The sequence below is a fragment of the Actinomyces sp. HMT897 genome, from assembly GCF_016626125.1.
Lineage (GTDB): Bacteria > Actinomycetota > Actinomycetes > Actinomycetales > Actinomycetaceae > Actinomyces.
Genome location: NZ_CP067336.1, coordinates 2,730,542 through 2,745,247, shown reverse-complemented (window position 1 = coordinate 2,745,247; position 14,706 = coordinate 2,730,542). Strand labels below are relative to the sequence as shown.

Here is a 14,706-nt window from a genome sequence, read left to right as displayed (position 1 = left end):
TTTCAACGGTTGTGTCCCGACCTACCTATCTTCCCCGATCTGCGGTCATTGCGCTCTTCACATTTGTTATAGTTTGGCATCGTTATGGACACGGCCCGGGTCCGCGGCTATGAGTCATGACCTGTCGATCGGGGGCACCTATTCGGTAGCATCAGGGCACCACCCAGCATGATCAAAACCTTACGTCCATATCTGTACTTTGGCTAAAAGTATAGACGACGCATGACGTATGCGAAGACCAGGGGATCACCCGCCTGCCACCGCGGCGGGTGGCCGCCCCGGCAGGGGCGGGGCGACCGGCGCCCCACCCGCGTAAGAGCGCGGGCAGGGCCGGGGGCAGGGGCCTGCCCGCCACCAGTCCCCGGCTACGGCCTGCGGCCGTCCAGGGCCGCTCGCGGCTTCACTCGGCTCAATCGACGTGTGTTCAGCCTGCGGCCTCCAACACGCTCAATCGCCTCAGCCAAGACCGCGAGCGGCCTTGGCCTTCGGCTCAATCGGCGCGTGCTCGGCTCCGCCTCCAACACGCTCAATCGCCTCAGCCAAGACCGCGAGCGGCCTTGGCCTTCGGCTCAATCGCGTGTGCTCGGCTCCGCCTCCAACACGCTCAATCGCCTCAGCCAAGACCGCGAGCGGTCTTGGCCTTCGGCTCAATCGCGTGTGAGCTTGCGGTAGGTGACGCGGTGGGGGCGGGCGGCCTCGGCACCCAGGCGCTTGACCTTGTTCTCCTCGTAGGAGGCGAAGTTGCCCTCGAACCAGTACCAGCTGGCCGGGTTCTCCTCCGTGCCCTCCCAGGCCAGGATGTGGGTGGCCACGCGGTCCAGGAACCAGCGGTCGTGGGTAATGACCACGGCGCAGCCGGGGAACTCCAGGAGCGCCTTCTCCAGGGAGCCCAGGGTCTCCACGTCCAGGTCGTTGGTGGGCTCGTCCAGGAGGATGAGGTTGCCGCCCTGCTTGAGGGTCAGGGCCAGGTTGAGGCGGTTGCGCTCCCCGCCGGAGAGCACCCCGGCGGGCTTCTGCTGGTCGGCGCCCTTGAAGCCGAAGGAGGCCACGTAGGCGCGTGAGGGCATCTCCACGTTGCCGACCTTAATGTAGTCCAGGCCGTCGGAGACGACCTCCCACAGGGTCTTCCTGGGGTCGATCCCGGCGCGGGTCTGGTCCACGTAGGACAGCTTGACGGTCTGGCCGACCTTGAGGACGCCGCCGTCGAGCTCCTCCAGGCCCACAATGGTCTTGAACAGGGTGGTCTTACCCACGCCATTGGGGCCGACGACGCCGACAATACCGTTGCGCGGCAGAGTGAAGGACAAGTCGTCAACAAGGGTGCGCCCGTCAAATCCCTTGCGCAGGTGGCTGGCCTCGAGCACCGTGTTCCCCAGGCGCGGGCCGGGCGGAATCTGGATCTCCTCAAAGTCGAGCTTGCGGGTGCGCTCGGCCTCGGCGGCCATCTCCTCGTAGCGGGCCAGACGGGCCTTGGACTTGGCCTGACGGCCCTTGGCCGAGGAGCGCACCCACTCCAGCTCCTCCTTGAGGCGCTTGGCGAGCTTGGCGTCCTTCTTGCCCTGGACCTCCAGGCGCTTCTCCTTGGTCTCCAGGTAGGTGGAGTAGTTGCCCTCGTAGGGGTAGAGGTGGCCGCGGTCGACCTCGGCGATCCACTGGGCCACGTGGTCCAGGAAGTAGCGGTCGTGGGTGACGGCGATGACGGCGCCCTTGTAGCTGGCCAGGTGCTGCTCCAGCCACAGGACGCTCTCGGCGTCGAGGTGGTTGGTGGGCTCGTCCAGCAGGAGCAGGTCGGGGGCCTGGAGGAGCAGCTTGCACAGGGCGACGCGGCGGCGCTCACCACCGGAGAGGTGCGCCACCTGGGCGTCCGGCGGGGGGCAGCGCAGGGCGTCCATGGCCTGCTCCAGCTGGGAGTCCAGGTCCCAGGCGCCCGCGGCGTCCAGGGCGTCCTGGAGGGTGCCCATCTCGGCCAGGAGGGTGTCGAAGTCGGCGTCGGGCTCGGCCATGAGGGCGGAGATCTCGTTGAAGCGGTCCAGCTTGGACTTGATCGCGGCCACGCCCTCCTCGACGTTGCCGAGCACCGTCTTGTCCTCATTAAGGGGTGGCTCCTGGAGGAGGATGCCGACGCTGTAGCCGGGGCTCAGGCGGGCCTCGCCGTTGGAGGGCTGGTCAATGCCGGCCATGATCTTGAGGATGGAGGACTTGCCGGCGCCGTTGGGGCCGACCATGCCGATCTTGGCGCCGGGCAGGAAGGCCATGGTGACGTCGTCGAGGATGACCTTGTCGCCGTGGGCCTTGCGCGCCTTGACCATCTGGTAGATGTACTCAGCCACTGCTTCGCCGTGCCTTTCGTGGGGTGAGTGGTGGATGCCTGCGCGGCGAGACCGCCGACGCCGTACCCGGCCGTCCGTCCGGTCCCGCGCGCACCGGGCCCAAGCCTAGGGGAGCGGGCGGGCGATGGCGAAGGACGCGGACGTGAGGCCGTGCACGCGGGCCGCGCCTGTATCGCCGGGTACACGGGCCACCCGCCAGGGGCAGACCACGGTGACAGCTAATTGAGCCGGGCGCTAAACGCGGGCCGCGCCTGGGGCCGCGGCTCCGGGACACCTCCCGCCAGAGGTCCCTTACCGGGGACAGGCGGCACAATCTCGGCTACACGCCCTCAGCAGGCCCCCGTCGCCGGCTGGCGGTGACCAGGCTCGTACGCGGCGCCGCCTCGACCTTCTGGAGCTCCTCGTTCGCCTCGACCACAAGAGGATCCTCCTTGACCTCACTGTCAGGAATGTGCATGACGGTAGCAAGGATGTCAGCAATGCGCGTCGCGGCCTCACGGTCGCTGCTGCTGAATGACAGGCGGAGGTCGTTGCCGCGGTTCCCGGTGAGTACTTCGAGCTCCAGGGTGTCTCCCTCCTCCGTGAGACGCATGTAGCGTACGTCAGCGAGAGGGACCTCGTGGTCGAGGGACCCCTTGACCACCAGTTTGTTCCGAGACCCCCAGAAAAGAACACGCTTCGACGTGACCACGACAATACCGGACCTGTCGGTCGCGTCCGCCACCCACTGCACCACCCCTGACACTACGCCCAGAGGGCTGTCCGCGGTCACCTTCCTGACCGGCGACATGACCCACAGCCTCTCGTCCCGCTCAAGGATCCACCGCAGCACCCTGCGCTCGTGGCTCCTGTCATTCTCCTCCCCCGACACGACCTGGGCGCCAGGGAGGTCCGGGAACCTCGCCCCACCTATATCACCCATTACCCTCTCGATGCCGCTCAGCAGGTTCTCGAGCACGATATCAGCGTCATTTTTGCTGCCGTGCTTAGGGTGGCTCTTGTCCGGAAGCTCGGTCATTAGGCCGACACGACGCCCCAGCCCGTAAAGAACGTCCTGAATATCTGCCGCCGCCCTGCCGTTCTCGTCCTCTGCGTTCCCTAGCCTCGTCTCAAGCCTCCTGACGTGCTCGTCCGTCTTGCCCTCCTGTGCCACGTGAGCGCAGCACAGCATGTCGGCCCTGTACTTCGCCTCCTGCACCGCCACCAAGAGACAGATGTCCTTGTAGATCTCGTCCTGCCGCTCGAGCACGTACCTTCTGCCCGACTGCAGGTCCTCCGTCCTGGCGTAATGCTTCGAGACGGCGTCGAGGCATGCGTCCCGCTCGGACCTGAGGTGCCGCAGCATGTCGTCGAGCTTTTTGTACATCTTACTGTCCACGGAGCGGAACGAGTAAGCCTCGGTGACGGTATTACGAACCTCGACACACATGCTGCGGCACTCCCGCAGCCGCTCCTGACGCAGGTTCTCCTCTAGCTCCTCAATGACGGCAATGCTCTTGTCCACCCGCTTTGAGATCGACATGAGCTGAAACCCCATGGCGCACAGCGCCAGCGCAGGGGTGACGGATGACAGCGTCAGTGCGGCCTGCGCGCCTGTCGCGGGCAGCCAGCGCACCTGTGCGGCTATCCTCCCCCCGGTGGTAAGCGACCCGAGGTTCCAGCCGCCTGACGTCAGGGGCGTCATGCCGCCCTCGAGGGCGGCCACGGTCTCCGGCGCGAGCCTCACCAGCCCCTGGACGCTGAGCGCGGCCCTCGTCCCCTGGGCGATAGCATTCGCACCACCTGAGGCGAGTGACATTACGTTCAACAGCTCAGACCATTTATCCCGCTCCCGCTCCTCCAGGAGGTGAATACCGCAGTCAGCGAAGTCCTCCGCCGGTCGGTCACCCAGAAGGAGCGCGATACCGGGCTCCACCAGCACCAGCGCTGGCAGCACGTCCTCGTTCGCTGGCGCCCGCCTGGTGGCGTCCTCGTCCTTGTCCTCTGGCACCGGGACCTCCTCATAAACACGCCGCCAGCCCGCACCAGGCGATGGTACACCCCGACACCTCCGGCTCCCCCTCAGGCCAGCCCGCAGGCCCATGGGCCTGCCAGGTGACGGCCTGCGAGGGGTTGCCGGGCGTCGTCGGCCTGGAGCCGGAGGGGGCCGCATGACGGGCCAGGCCCACGAGGGGGTGAGCCTGGCGTGCGCGGGGCGCGGGTACCTGGACGACGCCTTACCGTCGGACGACGTGCGACGGGCCAGGCCCGCGGGTGCGGGCACGCACTCAGGCCCCGGCGCGCTCCTGCTGCCTGCGCCAGCGGATGCCGGCGTCAATAAAGCCGTCAATGTCGCCGTCGAACACCGAGTCGGGGTTGCCCACCTCGTAGCCGGTGCGCAGGTCCTTGACCATCTGGTAGGGGTTGAGCACGTAGGAGCGCATCTGGTCGCCCCAGGAGGCCTTGACGTCCCCGGCCAGCTCCTTCTTCTTGGCGTCCTCCTCCTGCTGCTTGAGCAGCAGCAGGCGCGACTGGAGCACGCGCATGGCGGCGGCTCGGTTCTGGATCTGGGACTTCTCGTCCTGCATGGAGACCACCAGGCCGGTGGGGATGTGGGTGATACGCACGGCGGAGTCGGTGGTGTTGACGCTCTGCCCCCCCGGGCCCGAGGACCGGAAGACGTCCACGCGGATGTCCGACTCGGGGACGTCAATGTGGTCGGTGGACTCAATGAGCGGGATGACCTCCACGGCCGCGAAGGAGGTCTGGCGGCGACCCTGGTTGTCAAAGGGGCTGATGCGCACCAGGCGGTGGGTGCCACCCTCCACGCTCAGCGTACCGTAGGCGTAGGGGGCGTGGACCTCGAAGGTCACGGACTTCAGGCCCGCCTCCTCGGCATAGGAGGTGTTGAGGACCTTGACGGGGTGGCCGTGGCGCTCGGCCCACCGCAGGTACATGCGCAGGAGCATCTCGGCGAAGTCCGCGGCGTCCACACCCCCGGCGCCGGAGCGGATGGTGACGACGGCGTCGCGCGGGTCGTACTCCCCGCTCAGCAGGGTGCGGATCTCCAGCTCGGAGACGTCCTTGGAGACGGCGGCCAGGTCGGTCTCGGCCTCGGCCAGGATGGCGGCGGCCTCCTCGCCCTCCTCCATCGCGGCCAGCTCCAGCATGGTCTCCAGGTCGTCAATGCGTGAGCCCAGGGTCTCCACGCGACTCAGCTCGGCCTGGGTGTGGGACAGGGCGGAGGTGACCACCTGGGCCGCCTCCGGGTCGTCCCAGAGGTTGGGGGCAGCGGCCTGCTCGGAGAGCTCGGCAATGCGTGCGCGCAGGACCTGCGGATCGCTTACGGCGGCAATGGAGGCGTAGGTGTGTCGGAGTCGCTCGATCTCAGCAGGAAAGTCAGTGGCCACGGGCGGCAGTCTACGGCAGGGTGGGCCCGTCCCACGGATCCGCGTGGTTGCGCGGCTCCCGAGGGTACGGGGCGGCCCGTGTCCCATTGCTACCGCGCCCGCCCCACCCCGGGTCCCGAGGGTACGGGACGGCCCCCTTCCCCTGTGTGCCGGCCTCGCTGCCCGCGCCCGGGTACCTGGGGTGCCCCTGAGGCGGGCGGACGGCGCGGGAGCCTCGCTCGCGCCCGGGTCGGCTCCTCAGCCCAGGTCGAGGCTGGAGGCGACCGCCAGCAGCTCGGTCAGGACCGCGCGCGTGGCCGGGCTGGGCTCACTACGGCTGGAGCGGTGGCGCACGACGAGCTGGCGGGTGCCCAGGCCGGGCAGCCGGACGACGCCGACGCCGTCGGGCACGTGGCCCCCGCGCACGGCGAGCTCGGGCAGCAGGGCGTACCCCAGGCCCTGGGCCACCATGGCCAGGACGACGTCGTAGTCGTAGCCCACGTGCCGCAGGGTCAGGGGGGTGCCGAGCTGGCGTGAGAGACGCAGGAGGGCGAAGGCGCCGGCGGTGTCCGGCTCCAGGTCGATCCAGGAGGCCCGGACCAGCTCGGCCAGGCTGGTGGGGGCGCTCTGCCCGGGCGGGACCACCACGATCCAGGACTCGTCCAGCAGGGGCACGTCCGTGGTGCCCCGCGCGGCGGCGGCGGGCGTGCGCTCGTCGCGCTCCAGCAGGACGAGGTCGAGCTCACCGCGACGCAGCCGGGTCAGGGCGGAACGCTCCTCGACCTCCTCGACCACCATCTCCAGGCCCGGGTGGTCGTCCTGGAGGCAGGCCATGAGGGGCAGCAGGAGGGCGCGCACGGCGGTGGCGAAGGAGCCCACCCGCACCAGCCCGGTGGGGGTGGAGCCGTCCAGGGCGACCAGCTCCCGGGTGGCGGCGGCGAGCTCGTCCTCAATGCGCTCAGCGGCCGCGGTCAGCACCCTGCCCGCCGGGGTCAGGACCGCCCCGGTGGGGGTACGGTCCAGCAGCCGGGCCCCGCTCTCCCGCTCCAGGGCCCTGACCTGCTGGGACACGGCGGAGGGGCTAATGTGCAGCAGGTCCGCGGCGGCCACCACGCCCCCCGAGCGCTGCACCGCCAGCAGGACGGCCATGCGGTGGGGCGAGAGGTTCATGAAGGAAAACTACATCCCCTATTGAGCAAGATACAATTGCTCTTCACTCCACCGGGCCCCACACTGGATCCCGTGAACGGCATCCTGACCTCCCTGGTCGCCATTGGCGGCTGGATCGGCGCGACCGAGCTCCTGGTGGCCTACTTCCTGGTCTCCAAGGGCACGTTGGCCGGCGACTCGCTGCGCTACCAGTTCCTCAACCTCACCGGATCGGTCCTGCTGATCATCAACTGCGCCGCCACCGGCGCCTGGCCCAGCGTCATTGCCAACGCCTTCTACGTGGCGGTGGGGGTCAACATCCTCCTGACCGTCAAACGGCGCTACATCGCCGAGGTGGCCCGACGCCGCGGCACCGCCCTGCGCCAGCGGGTCCTGCCCCACCACCACCTGGCGCGCAAGGAGCTCACCGAGGCCGCCTAGCCCCGGCCCCTCCCCTCGCAGTGGGCCGACGGTACCGTTCTCGCGAGCAATAAGTACCGTTCTCACGAAGAACAAGTACCGTTCTCGCGAGCAATAAGTACCGTTCTCGCGACGGTGCCAGTCTGCTGGCCGCCCCGGCTCACGGCCGGCTGGTGACGGCGGCCGAGCCGGTGGCCGTGAGGGTGAAGCCCCCCGAGGGCAGGATCCCCCAGGGCAGGAAGGGCGGCTGGGAGCGGGCCGTCAGGGTGACGACGGCGGTACCCGCGTCCTGGGCGTAGGCCTGGCTAATACGCACGTCGCTCAGGCCGCCGGCACGACCGTCCTGCGCCCGGAGCTGGGAGCCCAGGTCCTCCTGGGCCGTCTCGATAACGACCTGGTCGGTCAGAGCCCCGGGGGCACCCGGGCTGACCCCGCTGCCGTAGTAGGTAGTAGGAGGAGTAGTCCACCGAGTCGGCGGCCGCCGCGGCGGCGGAGTCCGCCAACGAGGTCAGGTGCTTGAGATCCAGGTAGACCGAGGTGGCGGTCGCCACCACCAGCAGGAGGGCCGCCACCAGGGCGACCGTCCCGACCCCCAGGAGGAGGACCTGTCCCTCCTCGCCCGCCAGGCGCTGCGCGGGCCCGACAGGAGCCACCCGCCCGCCCCGCCGTCGCCACCGCACCGCCCCCAGGCGCCGGAGGCCGGCCCACCAGGTGCCTACCACCCGGCGACGGCGCACAGCCTCCGGCACCGGGCGTACGCCCGGCCCCCTGACCGGCTCCACCTGGACGGCACGTCCCACCTCCCGGTGCGCCGGGACCCCCTGCACGCCCCGGCGCTCATCGGCACGGGCCGGGCTCGCCTCCCGGTGCGCCGGGACCCCCGCCCGGCCGCGCGCCGGAGGCCTCACGAGCCGCCCCCGTACTGGGCCAGGTCGACGCTGCGGGTGGTGTCCACCCGTACGGCCTGCCGCCCGATCCCGGACAGCAGGGGCAGGTCGACCCCCACCTCGACCCGTACCACGACGCCGTGGGCGCACCCCGCCGGGGCGCACTGGACCGTCAGTGCCTCCTGGGCGGGCACGTGCTGGTCGGCCAGGGCCAGCGCGACGGCGAACCGGGCGCGCTCCTGGGCCTGGGGGCTGGCGTCGACCTCCAGGATCCGGCTGGCGGCGTCGGCGGCCTGGGCCACGGCGAAGGAGGCCGCCTGGACCTGGGCCAGGGCCACGACCAGGTAGACCACGGGGACCACCAGCAGGAGCGCCCAGCCGATGAACTCCACCGGGGCACTGCCCTCCTCGCGCAGGGCCTTGCGCGACCTGCCGGGCAGGAGGGCGCGGGGCCCCTCAGGTGCAGGCCGTGGACCGGGTGCAGGCCGCAGGCCACCTGCTGGCCGCGGACCACCTGCCTGACCGGGGCGCCTCATGGTGCGGGGGCCTTGCCCGTCAGGGCCGCCTCGTCCACGGCGTGACCGGTCACCGTCAGCGTGCCCCGGGGTCCCAGCAGTCCCAGGACCGGCAGGGGCGCCCCCACCTCGACCTCGACCACGGCCACGCCCTGGACCTGGGTACGGGTCACCGACACCGAGTCGACGTAGTCGTCGGCCAGGGCGGCACCGACCAGCGCCCGTACCCGCGCCTCGGCCTCCGCGCTGGTACCACCCACCAGGGCGGCGCGACGGGCCCCCTCCCCGGCGGCGTCGGTCAGCACGTTGCGCACGTGGAGGCCCAGCACCAGCTGGAGCAGGGCCACCGAGACGACCACCACCAGGACCCCCACCAGGACGAAGTCCACGACGGCGGAGCCGGACTCCTCCCCCAGCTGGCCCCGCACCCGGCCCGGGCTACCCGGCGGGCGACGTGGCAGGCGCCGGGCCGCCAGGTGCCGGGCCGCCCGGCGTCGACCGGACGGGTGCCGAGCAGGGAGGCGCAGGCGCCGCGCAGGCACCGGCACGCCCTCCCCACCGCCTACCACGAGCCGGGGGCCGCCCACGTGGCCCCGCCCCGTAGGCGGCCGCCAGCCCTCAGATAGCACCGGTGACCTTGGAGATGGCGGTCTGGAAGACCTGGGTGAGGGCCGGGCCGGCCACCGCCCACAGGGTGACCACGAGGCCCGCGGTCATGAGGGTGACGAGCACCCAGCCGGGGACGTCGCCGCGCTCCTGACGCAGGTCGGCGACAAGGGCGCGCAAACGGGCAGTGATAGTGGTCATGGCATCTCCTTAGTCATAGCTGAGCACGGTCAGACTCCGAGCCTGAGGACGAACAGGCCCGGGAAGAGGGCGAACAGGACGGTGACGGGCAGGACCAGGAAGACCACGGGCACCATCTGGGCGATCTCCCGCTTCCCGCCCTCCTCCATGAGGGCGCGCCGGGAGGCCTCACGGGCGTCCGCCGCCTGGGCGCGCAGGACCTCCGCGAGCGGGGTGCCACGCTCCAGGGCCACCGCGATCGCCTCGGACAGGCGGGTGACGTGCAGGGAGGCGACCCGGTCCTCCAAGTGGACCAGGGCGGTGGTCAGCACCGTGCCGCTGCGCACGTCGGCCAGGGTCAGGGCCAGCTCGTCGACGAGGTCCCCCCGGCCCAGGGCCACCACCCGCTCGATCGCGGCCACCGGCCCCTGACCCGCACCGACCACCAGGGCCAGGAGCTCGACGACGTCGGGCAGCTGGGCCTCGATCCGGCTGCGACGCCGCTCCACCGTCCGGCTCAGCCACCAGTCCCTGGCGGCCGCACCCCCCAGCGCCGCCAGGAGGCAGGCCAGGACCAGGGCGGGGAAGGACACCTCGTGCACCAGGGACAGGGCCAGGCCCGCCGCCGCGGTCAGGCCCAGAGCCGCCCCCGCGGTCAGGACCTGCTGGAGGCGGAACTCGTCGTAGCCCAGGGACGATCCTGTGCGTGCCAGACGCCGTCGGACCGAGGCCGACGAGGAGCCGATGGCCTCCAGCAGGTGGCCCCCGCCCAGGAGCAGCGACAGGAGGCGGGAGGAGACGGTGTGCCCGTCCGCCACCGGGGCCGCCGTCAGGAGCGTGGAGGTGACCTGACGCTGGTGGACGTAGGGGGCCACCCGCTCGACCAGGCCAGGGCGCCGCCCTCGGTAGACCGAGACCAGGAGGAGTACCCCCAGGACCGCGGACAGGGCCGCGAGCGCGCCAGCGGTGACTGGGCTCATCTGAGAATCCTCTCCTCCTCGGGAAGCCGCCCCAGGCGCAGCATGAGGCGGTAGGCCACCACACTGGCCAGCGCCCCGGCCCCCAGGACCGTGGCGCCGGCGGCGGTGGCGTAGGCCCTGGCCGCCTCGGGACGGGTGGACAGCAGGGCCAGGACCAGCCAGGGGGCGGCCACGGCCACCCGGGCGCCGTTGACGGTCCAGGACTGGCGGGCCTCCAGCTCCCCGCGGGTGCGCATGTCCTCACGCAGCATCCGGGCCAGGTTGCGCAGCAGGACCGTCAGGTCGGTGCCGCCGACCTCGTGGGCCAGGCGCAGCGCCTCCACAATGCGGTCGGCCACCGGGTCGGCGAAGCGCGCCTTGAGCCGGTCCAGGCAGGTGTCGAAGCGGGCGGTGGAGGCGTAGTCCACGGAGAAGGCGGTGAACTCGGCGCGCACCGCCTCGGGGCCGCGCGCCCCCAGGTTGCCCAGCGCCTCGGGCAGGCTCATGCCCGCACGGACCCCGGAGACCAGGGTGTCCACGGTCTCGGGCCAGATCTCGCGCAACCGGGTGCGGCGGGCGCGGGCCCGGGCGGAGACCAGGGCGTAGGGGGCGGCCAGGGCGATGACGCCGAAGGCCACCGCAATGGGCCAGGCCCGCGAGACCCCTAGGAAGACCAGGAGCACCACCAGTCCCAGGACGAGGCTGCCGACCACGAACACCGCTGGGCTGGTACGCCCCACCCCCGCCTGGACCAGGAGGTCGGACAGGCGCCGGGAGCGCTCCGAGCGCCACCGGGGCGGCTCGCTGGTGCAGGCCATCCACACCAGGACCAGGCCGATGCCTCCCATGAGGCCGGACAGGGCGCCCACTAGAACCACTCCCGGGCCAGCGACGCCGGGCGGGGTGCGGGCGGCGCCAGCAGGGTGGGCAGGTCGTAGCCGGCGCGGGCGAAGCGCCGGGGGTCGTGGGGGGCGCCGGGACCGCGCACCAGGCGGTCACGCTCGTCACGGTGGAAGACGTCGGTTATCTCCACCACGCCGTTCTCCACGCGCCCGGACAGGGCGGCCACCTCCCGCACGGTGCGGTGCCCGGAGACGTCCAGGTCGAGGTGGACCACCAGGTCGATGGCGCTGGCCACGGTGGGGACCACGAAGTGCGGGGAGATGTTCTCCCCGGCCAGCAGCGGCAGGGTGCAGATCTTGGTGACGGCCTCCCGGGCGGAGTTGGCGTGGAGAGTGGACATGGCCGGCAGGCCGGAGTTCATGGCGATGAGCAGGTCCAGGGCCTCGGCCTCCCGCACCTCCCCGATGAGGAGGCGGTCGGGGCGCATGCGCAGGGCCTCCTTGACCAGGCGCCGCAGGGTGATCTCCCCGACCCCCTCCAGGTTGGCCGAGCGGGTCTGCATGGCCACGCAGTCACGGTTGCGCAGGGCCAGCTCGAAGACCTCCTCGCAGGTGATGACGCGCTGCCCGGCGGGGATGGCCCCGGCCAGGGCCCGCACCAGGGTGGTCTTGCCGGCCTGGGTGGCCCCCGAGACCAGGATGTTCAGGCCCGAGGCGACGGCGGCGTCGAGGAAGGCGGCGGCCTGGGCGGTCAGGGAGCCCAGGGACACCAGGTCGCTGGTGCGGGTGGCCCGGGCGGTGTGCTTACGGATGTTGACCGCCCAGGTCCCGGCGGTAATGGGCGGGATGACCACGTGGAGTCTCTCCCCGCCGGGGAGCTGGGCGTCCACGAAGGGGCTGGCCAGGTCCAGGCGGCGCCCGGTGGAGCGCAGCATGCGCTCCACCAGGACGCGCAGGTCCTCGTCCTCCAGGATGGTGGTGGTCAGCTCGGGGCGCCCGGAGCGGGCCACGAACACGCGGCTGGCGGAGTTCACCCAGATCTCCTCGACCGACTCGTCCTCCAGGTAGGGCTGGAGCGGTCCGAGCCCCGCCAGGGAGTCCAGGACGTAGGCGCTGGCGGCCTCGGGGTCGGTGAGCGGGGGGACGAGCCCGGCGTCGGCCCGGGAGAGGTAGTCGGCGCGGGCCTCGTCCACGAGGGCGCTCAGCACCTCGGGCTCGGTGAGCGGGTCGACGCCGCGGCGGCGTACCAGCTCCCGGATCTCTGTGTGCAGCACGGTGACCGCGTCCATGGGGCCTCGCTGGGTCTGAGAAGAGGATGGGAACAGGGTGTGAGGTTGTTCAGGGTCCGGAGTCCGAACTGGGATGAGCAATACAGAGACCGCTCAACGGTGAGCAAGCGCACCTGAGCATCTTAGATCATGGGAGGCGCCGGACGCCAGCAGTTTGTCTCAGATTGTGGAGAAACGACGTCGAGCAGGGCCTGTCCGCGCGGCAGCTACGACGTCAGGCCGTCCTTCGCCTACGGTGGTGGTATGTCTTCCTCCACCCCTGACCAGCCCGACCCCAAGGCTGGGTCGAGCTCGCACCGGGCCACCATGCTGCGCCTGGCGGCTCTTGCCGCGGTCGCGGTGCCGGGGCTTGACCCCGCCAGGCTCGCCCTGCCTCAGGAGCACTCCAAGGACCTGGAGGTCACCGGCCTCATCGACACCCAGGGGCGCCACTGGGAGGTCCTGGAGACCAGCGACGACGTCACCGGTGCCGCCCTGGAGGCCGAGGCGGAGGTCCTGCGCCGCATGGGCTGGCAGGTCGACAACGGCCACCTCAGCTTCGACGTGGCCCGCCCCGGCGGGGTGCTGCGCGGCAGCACGACGTACGTGCAGGTCCGCTCCCACCTGGAGGGCCGCCCTATCTCCGTGGACGCACTCCACCCCGGCCCGGGGCTCTCGGCCGGGCTGGGGCGGGCGCTGGGCGAGCTCCACGAGCTGCCCACCACGGTCGTCTCCGAGGCCGGCCTGCCCGTCTACGACGCCGAGGACGTGCGCCGGCGCTGGCTGACCCTGGTGGAGGAGGCCCGGGGCACCGGACACGTCCCGCCCACGCTGCTGGTGCGCTGGGAGAACACCCTGAAGGACACGGCGCTGTGGCGCTTCCGCCCCGTGGTGGTCCACGGGGACCTGGCGGAGGAGAACGTGCTGACAGCCGGCGGCGCCGTGGTCGCCCTGCGGGGCCTGTCCCAGGCGCACGTGGGCGATCCGGCCGAGGACATGGCCTGGGTATACTCCGCCGCGCCCGTGGACTGCCTGGACTCGATCGAGGACGCCTACGACGTGGCCCGCCGTGAGGGCTCGGACAAGCACCTGCGCCACCGCGCCGAGCTGGTCAGCGAGCTGAGCCTGGCGCGCTGGCTCATGCACGGGGTGCGCTCGGAGGACGACGACATTATCGACGACGCCATCGCCATGCTCCAGGACCTGGACGACCAGGTGGGCGCCGAGCCCCTGGTGGAGCACTCCTCCCCGCGCCTGGCCCCGGTACCCGGGGAGAAGGAGCACGCCGAGCCGGACCAGGTCACCGCCGAGGTCGCCATGGTCCAGGTGGAGGAGGGCAGGGAGGGCGGGAGGCGCCCGGCGCGCGCCGTCGACCCGCCCGGGGCGGGGCGCCAGGACCAGGACAGGGGCCGCGGGTCCGGGCCCACGCTGCACCTGGTGCGGAGCGAGGACCTGACGGCAGGACGTACCGGGCACTAGGACTCACCGGGCACTGAGGCCCTCCGCCAGCTGCCCCGGGCACCCGAGGCGACCGGTCACCGTCAGACGCACGACCACAGGTGCGGAACAGCGAGGTTCCCCTCACCGACCGACTTCCTACGGGGCCGTCTTCGTGCCCGACGGTACGCAGCCCCACCCCTTCAGTACGCGGCCCCACCCCCACCCCATTGCCAGCGCCCAGGAGCGGTCCCCTGGCACCAGCCGGATCCGGGGAGGCCTCCGGGCCCTCAGGCGGCCGGGAGGCGGTCCGCCCCGGCTCACCAACCGGATCCCTTGCTCCCTCAGGCGACGACGGGGAAGCAGACCTCGGTGCGCCAGGCGGACTGGTCGGAGGTGCGGGCCGGCCCCACGAGGTAGCGCTCGAAGCTGGGCCTGGTGCTCTTCAGCCCCCGCTCCCCCATGGCCTGGTGAAGTTCAGGGTCGGAGTAGTACCGGTAGCCCGTGAAGGGGTCGATGTAGGCGGGCCTGAGCAGGCCGACGGCGTCGTAGTGCCTCAGCCGCCTGGCGCTCAGGCGCGTCATCCGGGAGAACTGGCCGATGCTCCACCGCGGGGGCGGGGCGGGTGCCGGTGTGGTCATGGGCCCACCCTCCTACCTGCCACAGTGTCAGGGTCAAGGGCCGGGACGGGTCGTACCCGGGTGCCCCGTTCTCACGACGAACAAGTACCGTTCTCGCGAGGAAC

Annotated in this window: 14 protein-coding genes; 2 read left to right on the top strand and 12 right to left on the bottom strand. The window is 71.3% G+C overall.

What is annotated here, in order from left to right; translation table 11 throughout:
• Positions 1 to 647: 647 nt before the first annotated feature.
• The 4 genes from ettA to JJJ15_RS10580 all read right to left on the bottom strand — a co-directional run bounded on the left by ettA (position 648) and on the right by JJJ15_RS10580 (position 6,868).
• Positions 648 to 2,330, bottom strand: a complete 1,683-nt coding sequence (gene ettA, locus JJJ15_RS10595; protein ID WP_200510711.1) for an energy-dependent translational throttle protein EttA — start codon at positions 2,328 to 2,330, stop codon at positions 648 to 650.
• A gap of 319 nt (positions 2,331 to 2,649) precedes the next feature.
• Positions 2,650 to 4,320, bottom strand: a complete 1,671-nt coding sequence (locus JJJ15_RS10590; RefSeq protein WP_200510710.1) for a hypothetical protein — start codon at positions 4,318 to 4,320, stop codon at positions 2,650 to 2,652.
• 277 nt (positions 4,321 to 4,597) lie between these two features.
• Positions 4,598 to 5,719 (bottom strand): peptide chain release factor 2, encoded by a 1,122-nt coding sequence (gene prfB, locus JJJ15_RS10585; protein WP_106108619.1) that lies wholly within the window; start codon positions 5,717 to 5,719, stop codon positions 4,598 to 4,600.
• Positions 5,720 to 5,956: 237 nt separating this feature from the next.
• Complete coding sequence (locus JJJ15_RS10580) at positions 5,957 to 6,868, bottom strand: LysR family transcriptional regulator (protein WP_200510709.1); 912 nt, start codon at positions 6,866 to 6,868, stop codon at positions 5,957 to 5,959.
• A 72-nt stretch (positions 6,869 to 6,940) separates the two neighbouring features.
• Between JJJ15_RS10580 and JJJ15_RS10575 the strand changes: the two genes are divergently transcribed.
• A complete protein-coding gene (locus tag JJJ15_RS10575; protein ID WP_200510708.1) occupies positions 6,941 to 7,288 on the top strand; it encodes a hypothetical protein in 348 nt (115 codons plus the stop codon).
• Positions 7,289 to 7,427: 139 nt separating this feature from the next.
• Here the strand turns inward: JJJ15_RS10575 and JJJ15_RS13275 are convergent, their stop codons facing one another.
• The 7 genes from JJJ15_RS13275 to JJJ15_RS10540 all read right to left on the bottom strand — a co-directional run bounded on the left by JJJ15_RS13275 (position 7,428) and on the right by JJJ15_RS10540 (position 12,545).
• Positions 7,428 to 7,583: a hypothetical protein gene (locus JJJ15_RS13275; protein ID WP_246742038.1), complete on the bottom strand. Its 156-nt coding sequence runs from the start codon at positions 7,581 to 7,583 to the stop codon at positions 7,428 to 7,430.
• A gap of 588 nt (positions 7,584 to 8,171) precedes the next feature.
• The gene (locus JJJ15_RS10565) at positions 8,172 to 8,546 is read right to left on the bottom strand and encodes a peptidase T4 (protein ID WP_200510707.1); all 375 of its coding nucleotides are present in this window, start codon (positions 8,544 to 8,546) and stop codon (positions 8,172 to 8,174) included.
• A gap of 140 nt (positions 8,547 to 8,686) precedes the next feature.
• A complete protein-coding gene (locus tag JJJ15_RS10560; RefSeq protein ID WP_246742037.1) occupies positions 8,687 to 9,097 on the bottom strand; it encodes a TadE/TadG family type IV pilus assembly protein in 411 nt (136 codons plus the stop codon).
• A 190-nt stretch (positions 9,098 to 9,287) separates the two neighbouring features.
• Positions 9,288 to 9,476: a hypothetical protein gene (locus JJJ15_RS10555; protein ID WP_200510706.1), complete on the bottom strand. Its 189-nt coding sequence runs from the start codon at positions 9,474 to 9,476 to the stop codon at positions 9,288 to 9,290.
• A gap of 29 nt (positions 9,477 to 9,505) precedes the next feature.
• Entirely contained in the window at positions 9,506 to 10,435 is a 930-nt protein-coding gene (locus JJJ15_RS10550) for a type II secretion system F family protein (protein ID WP_200510705.1), read from the bottom strand.
• Complete coding sequence (locus tag JJJ15_RS10545; RefSeq protein WP_200510704.1) at positions 10,432 to 11,283, bottom strand: type II secretion system F family protein; 852 nt, start codon at positions 11,281 to 11,283, stop codon at positions 10,432 to 10,434. The genes JJJ15_RS10550 and JJJ15_RS10545 overlap by 4 nt, the downstream gene beginning before the upstream one ends.
• Complete coding sequence (locus JJJ15_RS10540) at positions 11,283 to 12,545, bottom strand: ATPase, T2SS/T4P/T4SS family (protein ID WP_200510703.1); 1,263 nt, start codon at positions 12,543 to 12,545, stop codon at positions 11,283 to 11,285. The genes JJJ15_RS10545 and JJJ15_RS10540 overlap by 1 nt, the downstream gene beginning before the upstream one ends.
• A gap of 243 nt (positions 12,546 to 12,788) precedes the next feature.
• Here JJJ15_RS10540 and JJJ15_RS10535 point away from each other — a divergent pair, with 243 nt between their 5' ends.
• Positions 12,789 to 14,003: a phosphotransferase gene (locus JJJ15_RS10535; RefSeq protein WP_246742036.1), complete on the top strand. Its 1,215-nt coding sequence runs from the start codon at positions 12,789 to 12,791 to the stop codon at positions 14,001 to 14,003.
• 302 nt (positions 14,004 to 14,305) lie between these two features.
• On the opposite strand, the gene JJJ15_RS10530 is transcribed toward JJJ15_RS10535, so the two are convergent.
• Positions 14,306 to 14,602: a MerR family DNA-binding transcriptional regulator gene (locus JJJ15_RS10530; RefSeq protein WP_200510701.1), complete on the bottom strand. Its 297-nt coding sequence runs from the start codon at positions 14,600 to 14,602 to the stop codon at positions 14,306 to 14,308.
• Positions 14,603 to 14,706 lie beyond the last annotated feature (104 nt).

Bases quoted from the DNA above. Each gene is read 5' to 3' on its own strand.
- JJJ15_RS10550 (WP_200510705.1), bottom strand. From the start codon at position 10,435: ATGAGCCCAGTCACCGCTGGCGCGCTCGCGGCCCTGTCCGCGGTCCTG.
- JJJ15_RS10580 (WP_200510709.1), bottom strand. From the start codon at position 6,868: ATGAACCTCTCGCCCCACCGCATGGCCGTCCTGCTGGCGGTGCAGCGC.
- JJJ15_RS10535 (WP_246742036.1), top strand. From the start codon at position 12,789: ATGTCTTCCTCCACCCCTGACCAGCCCGACCCCAAGGCTGGGTCGAGC.
- JJJ15_RS10530 (WP_200510701.1), bottom strand. From the start codon at position 14,602: ATGACCACACCGGCACCCGCCCCGCCCCCGCGGTGGAGCATCGGCCAG.
- JJJ15_RS10540 (WP_200510703.1), bottom strand. From the start codon at position 12,545: ATGGACGCGGTCACCGTGCTGCACACAGAGATCCGGGAGCTGGTACGC.
- JJJ15_RS10555 (WP_200510706.1), bottom strand. From the start codon at position 9,476: ATGACCACTATCACTGCCCGTTTGCGCGCCCTTGTCGCCGACCTGCGT.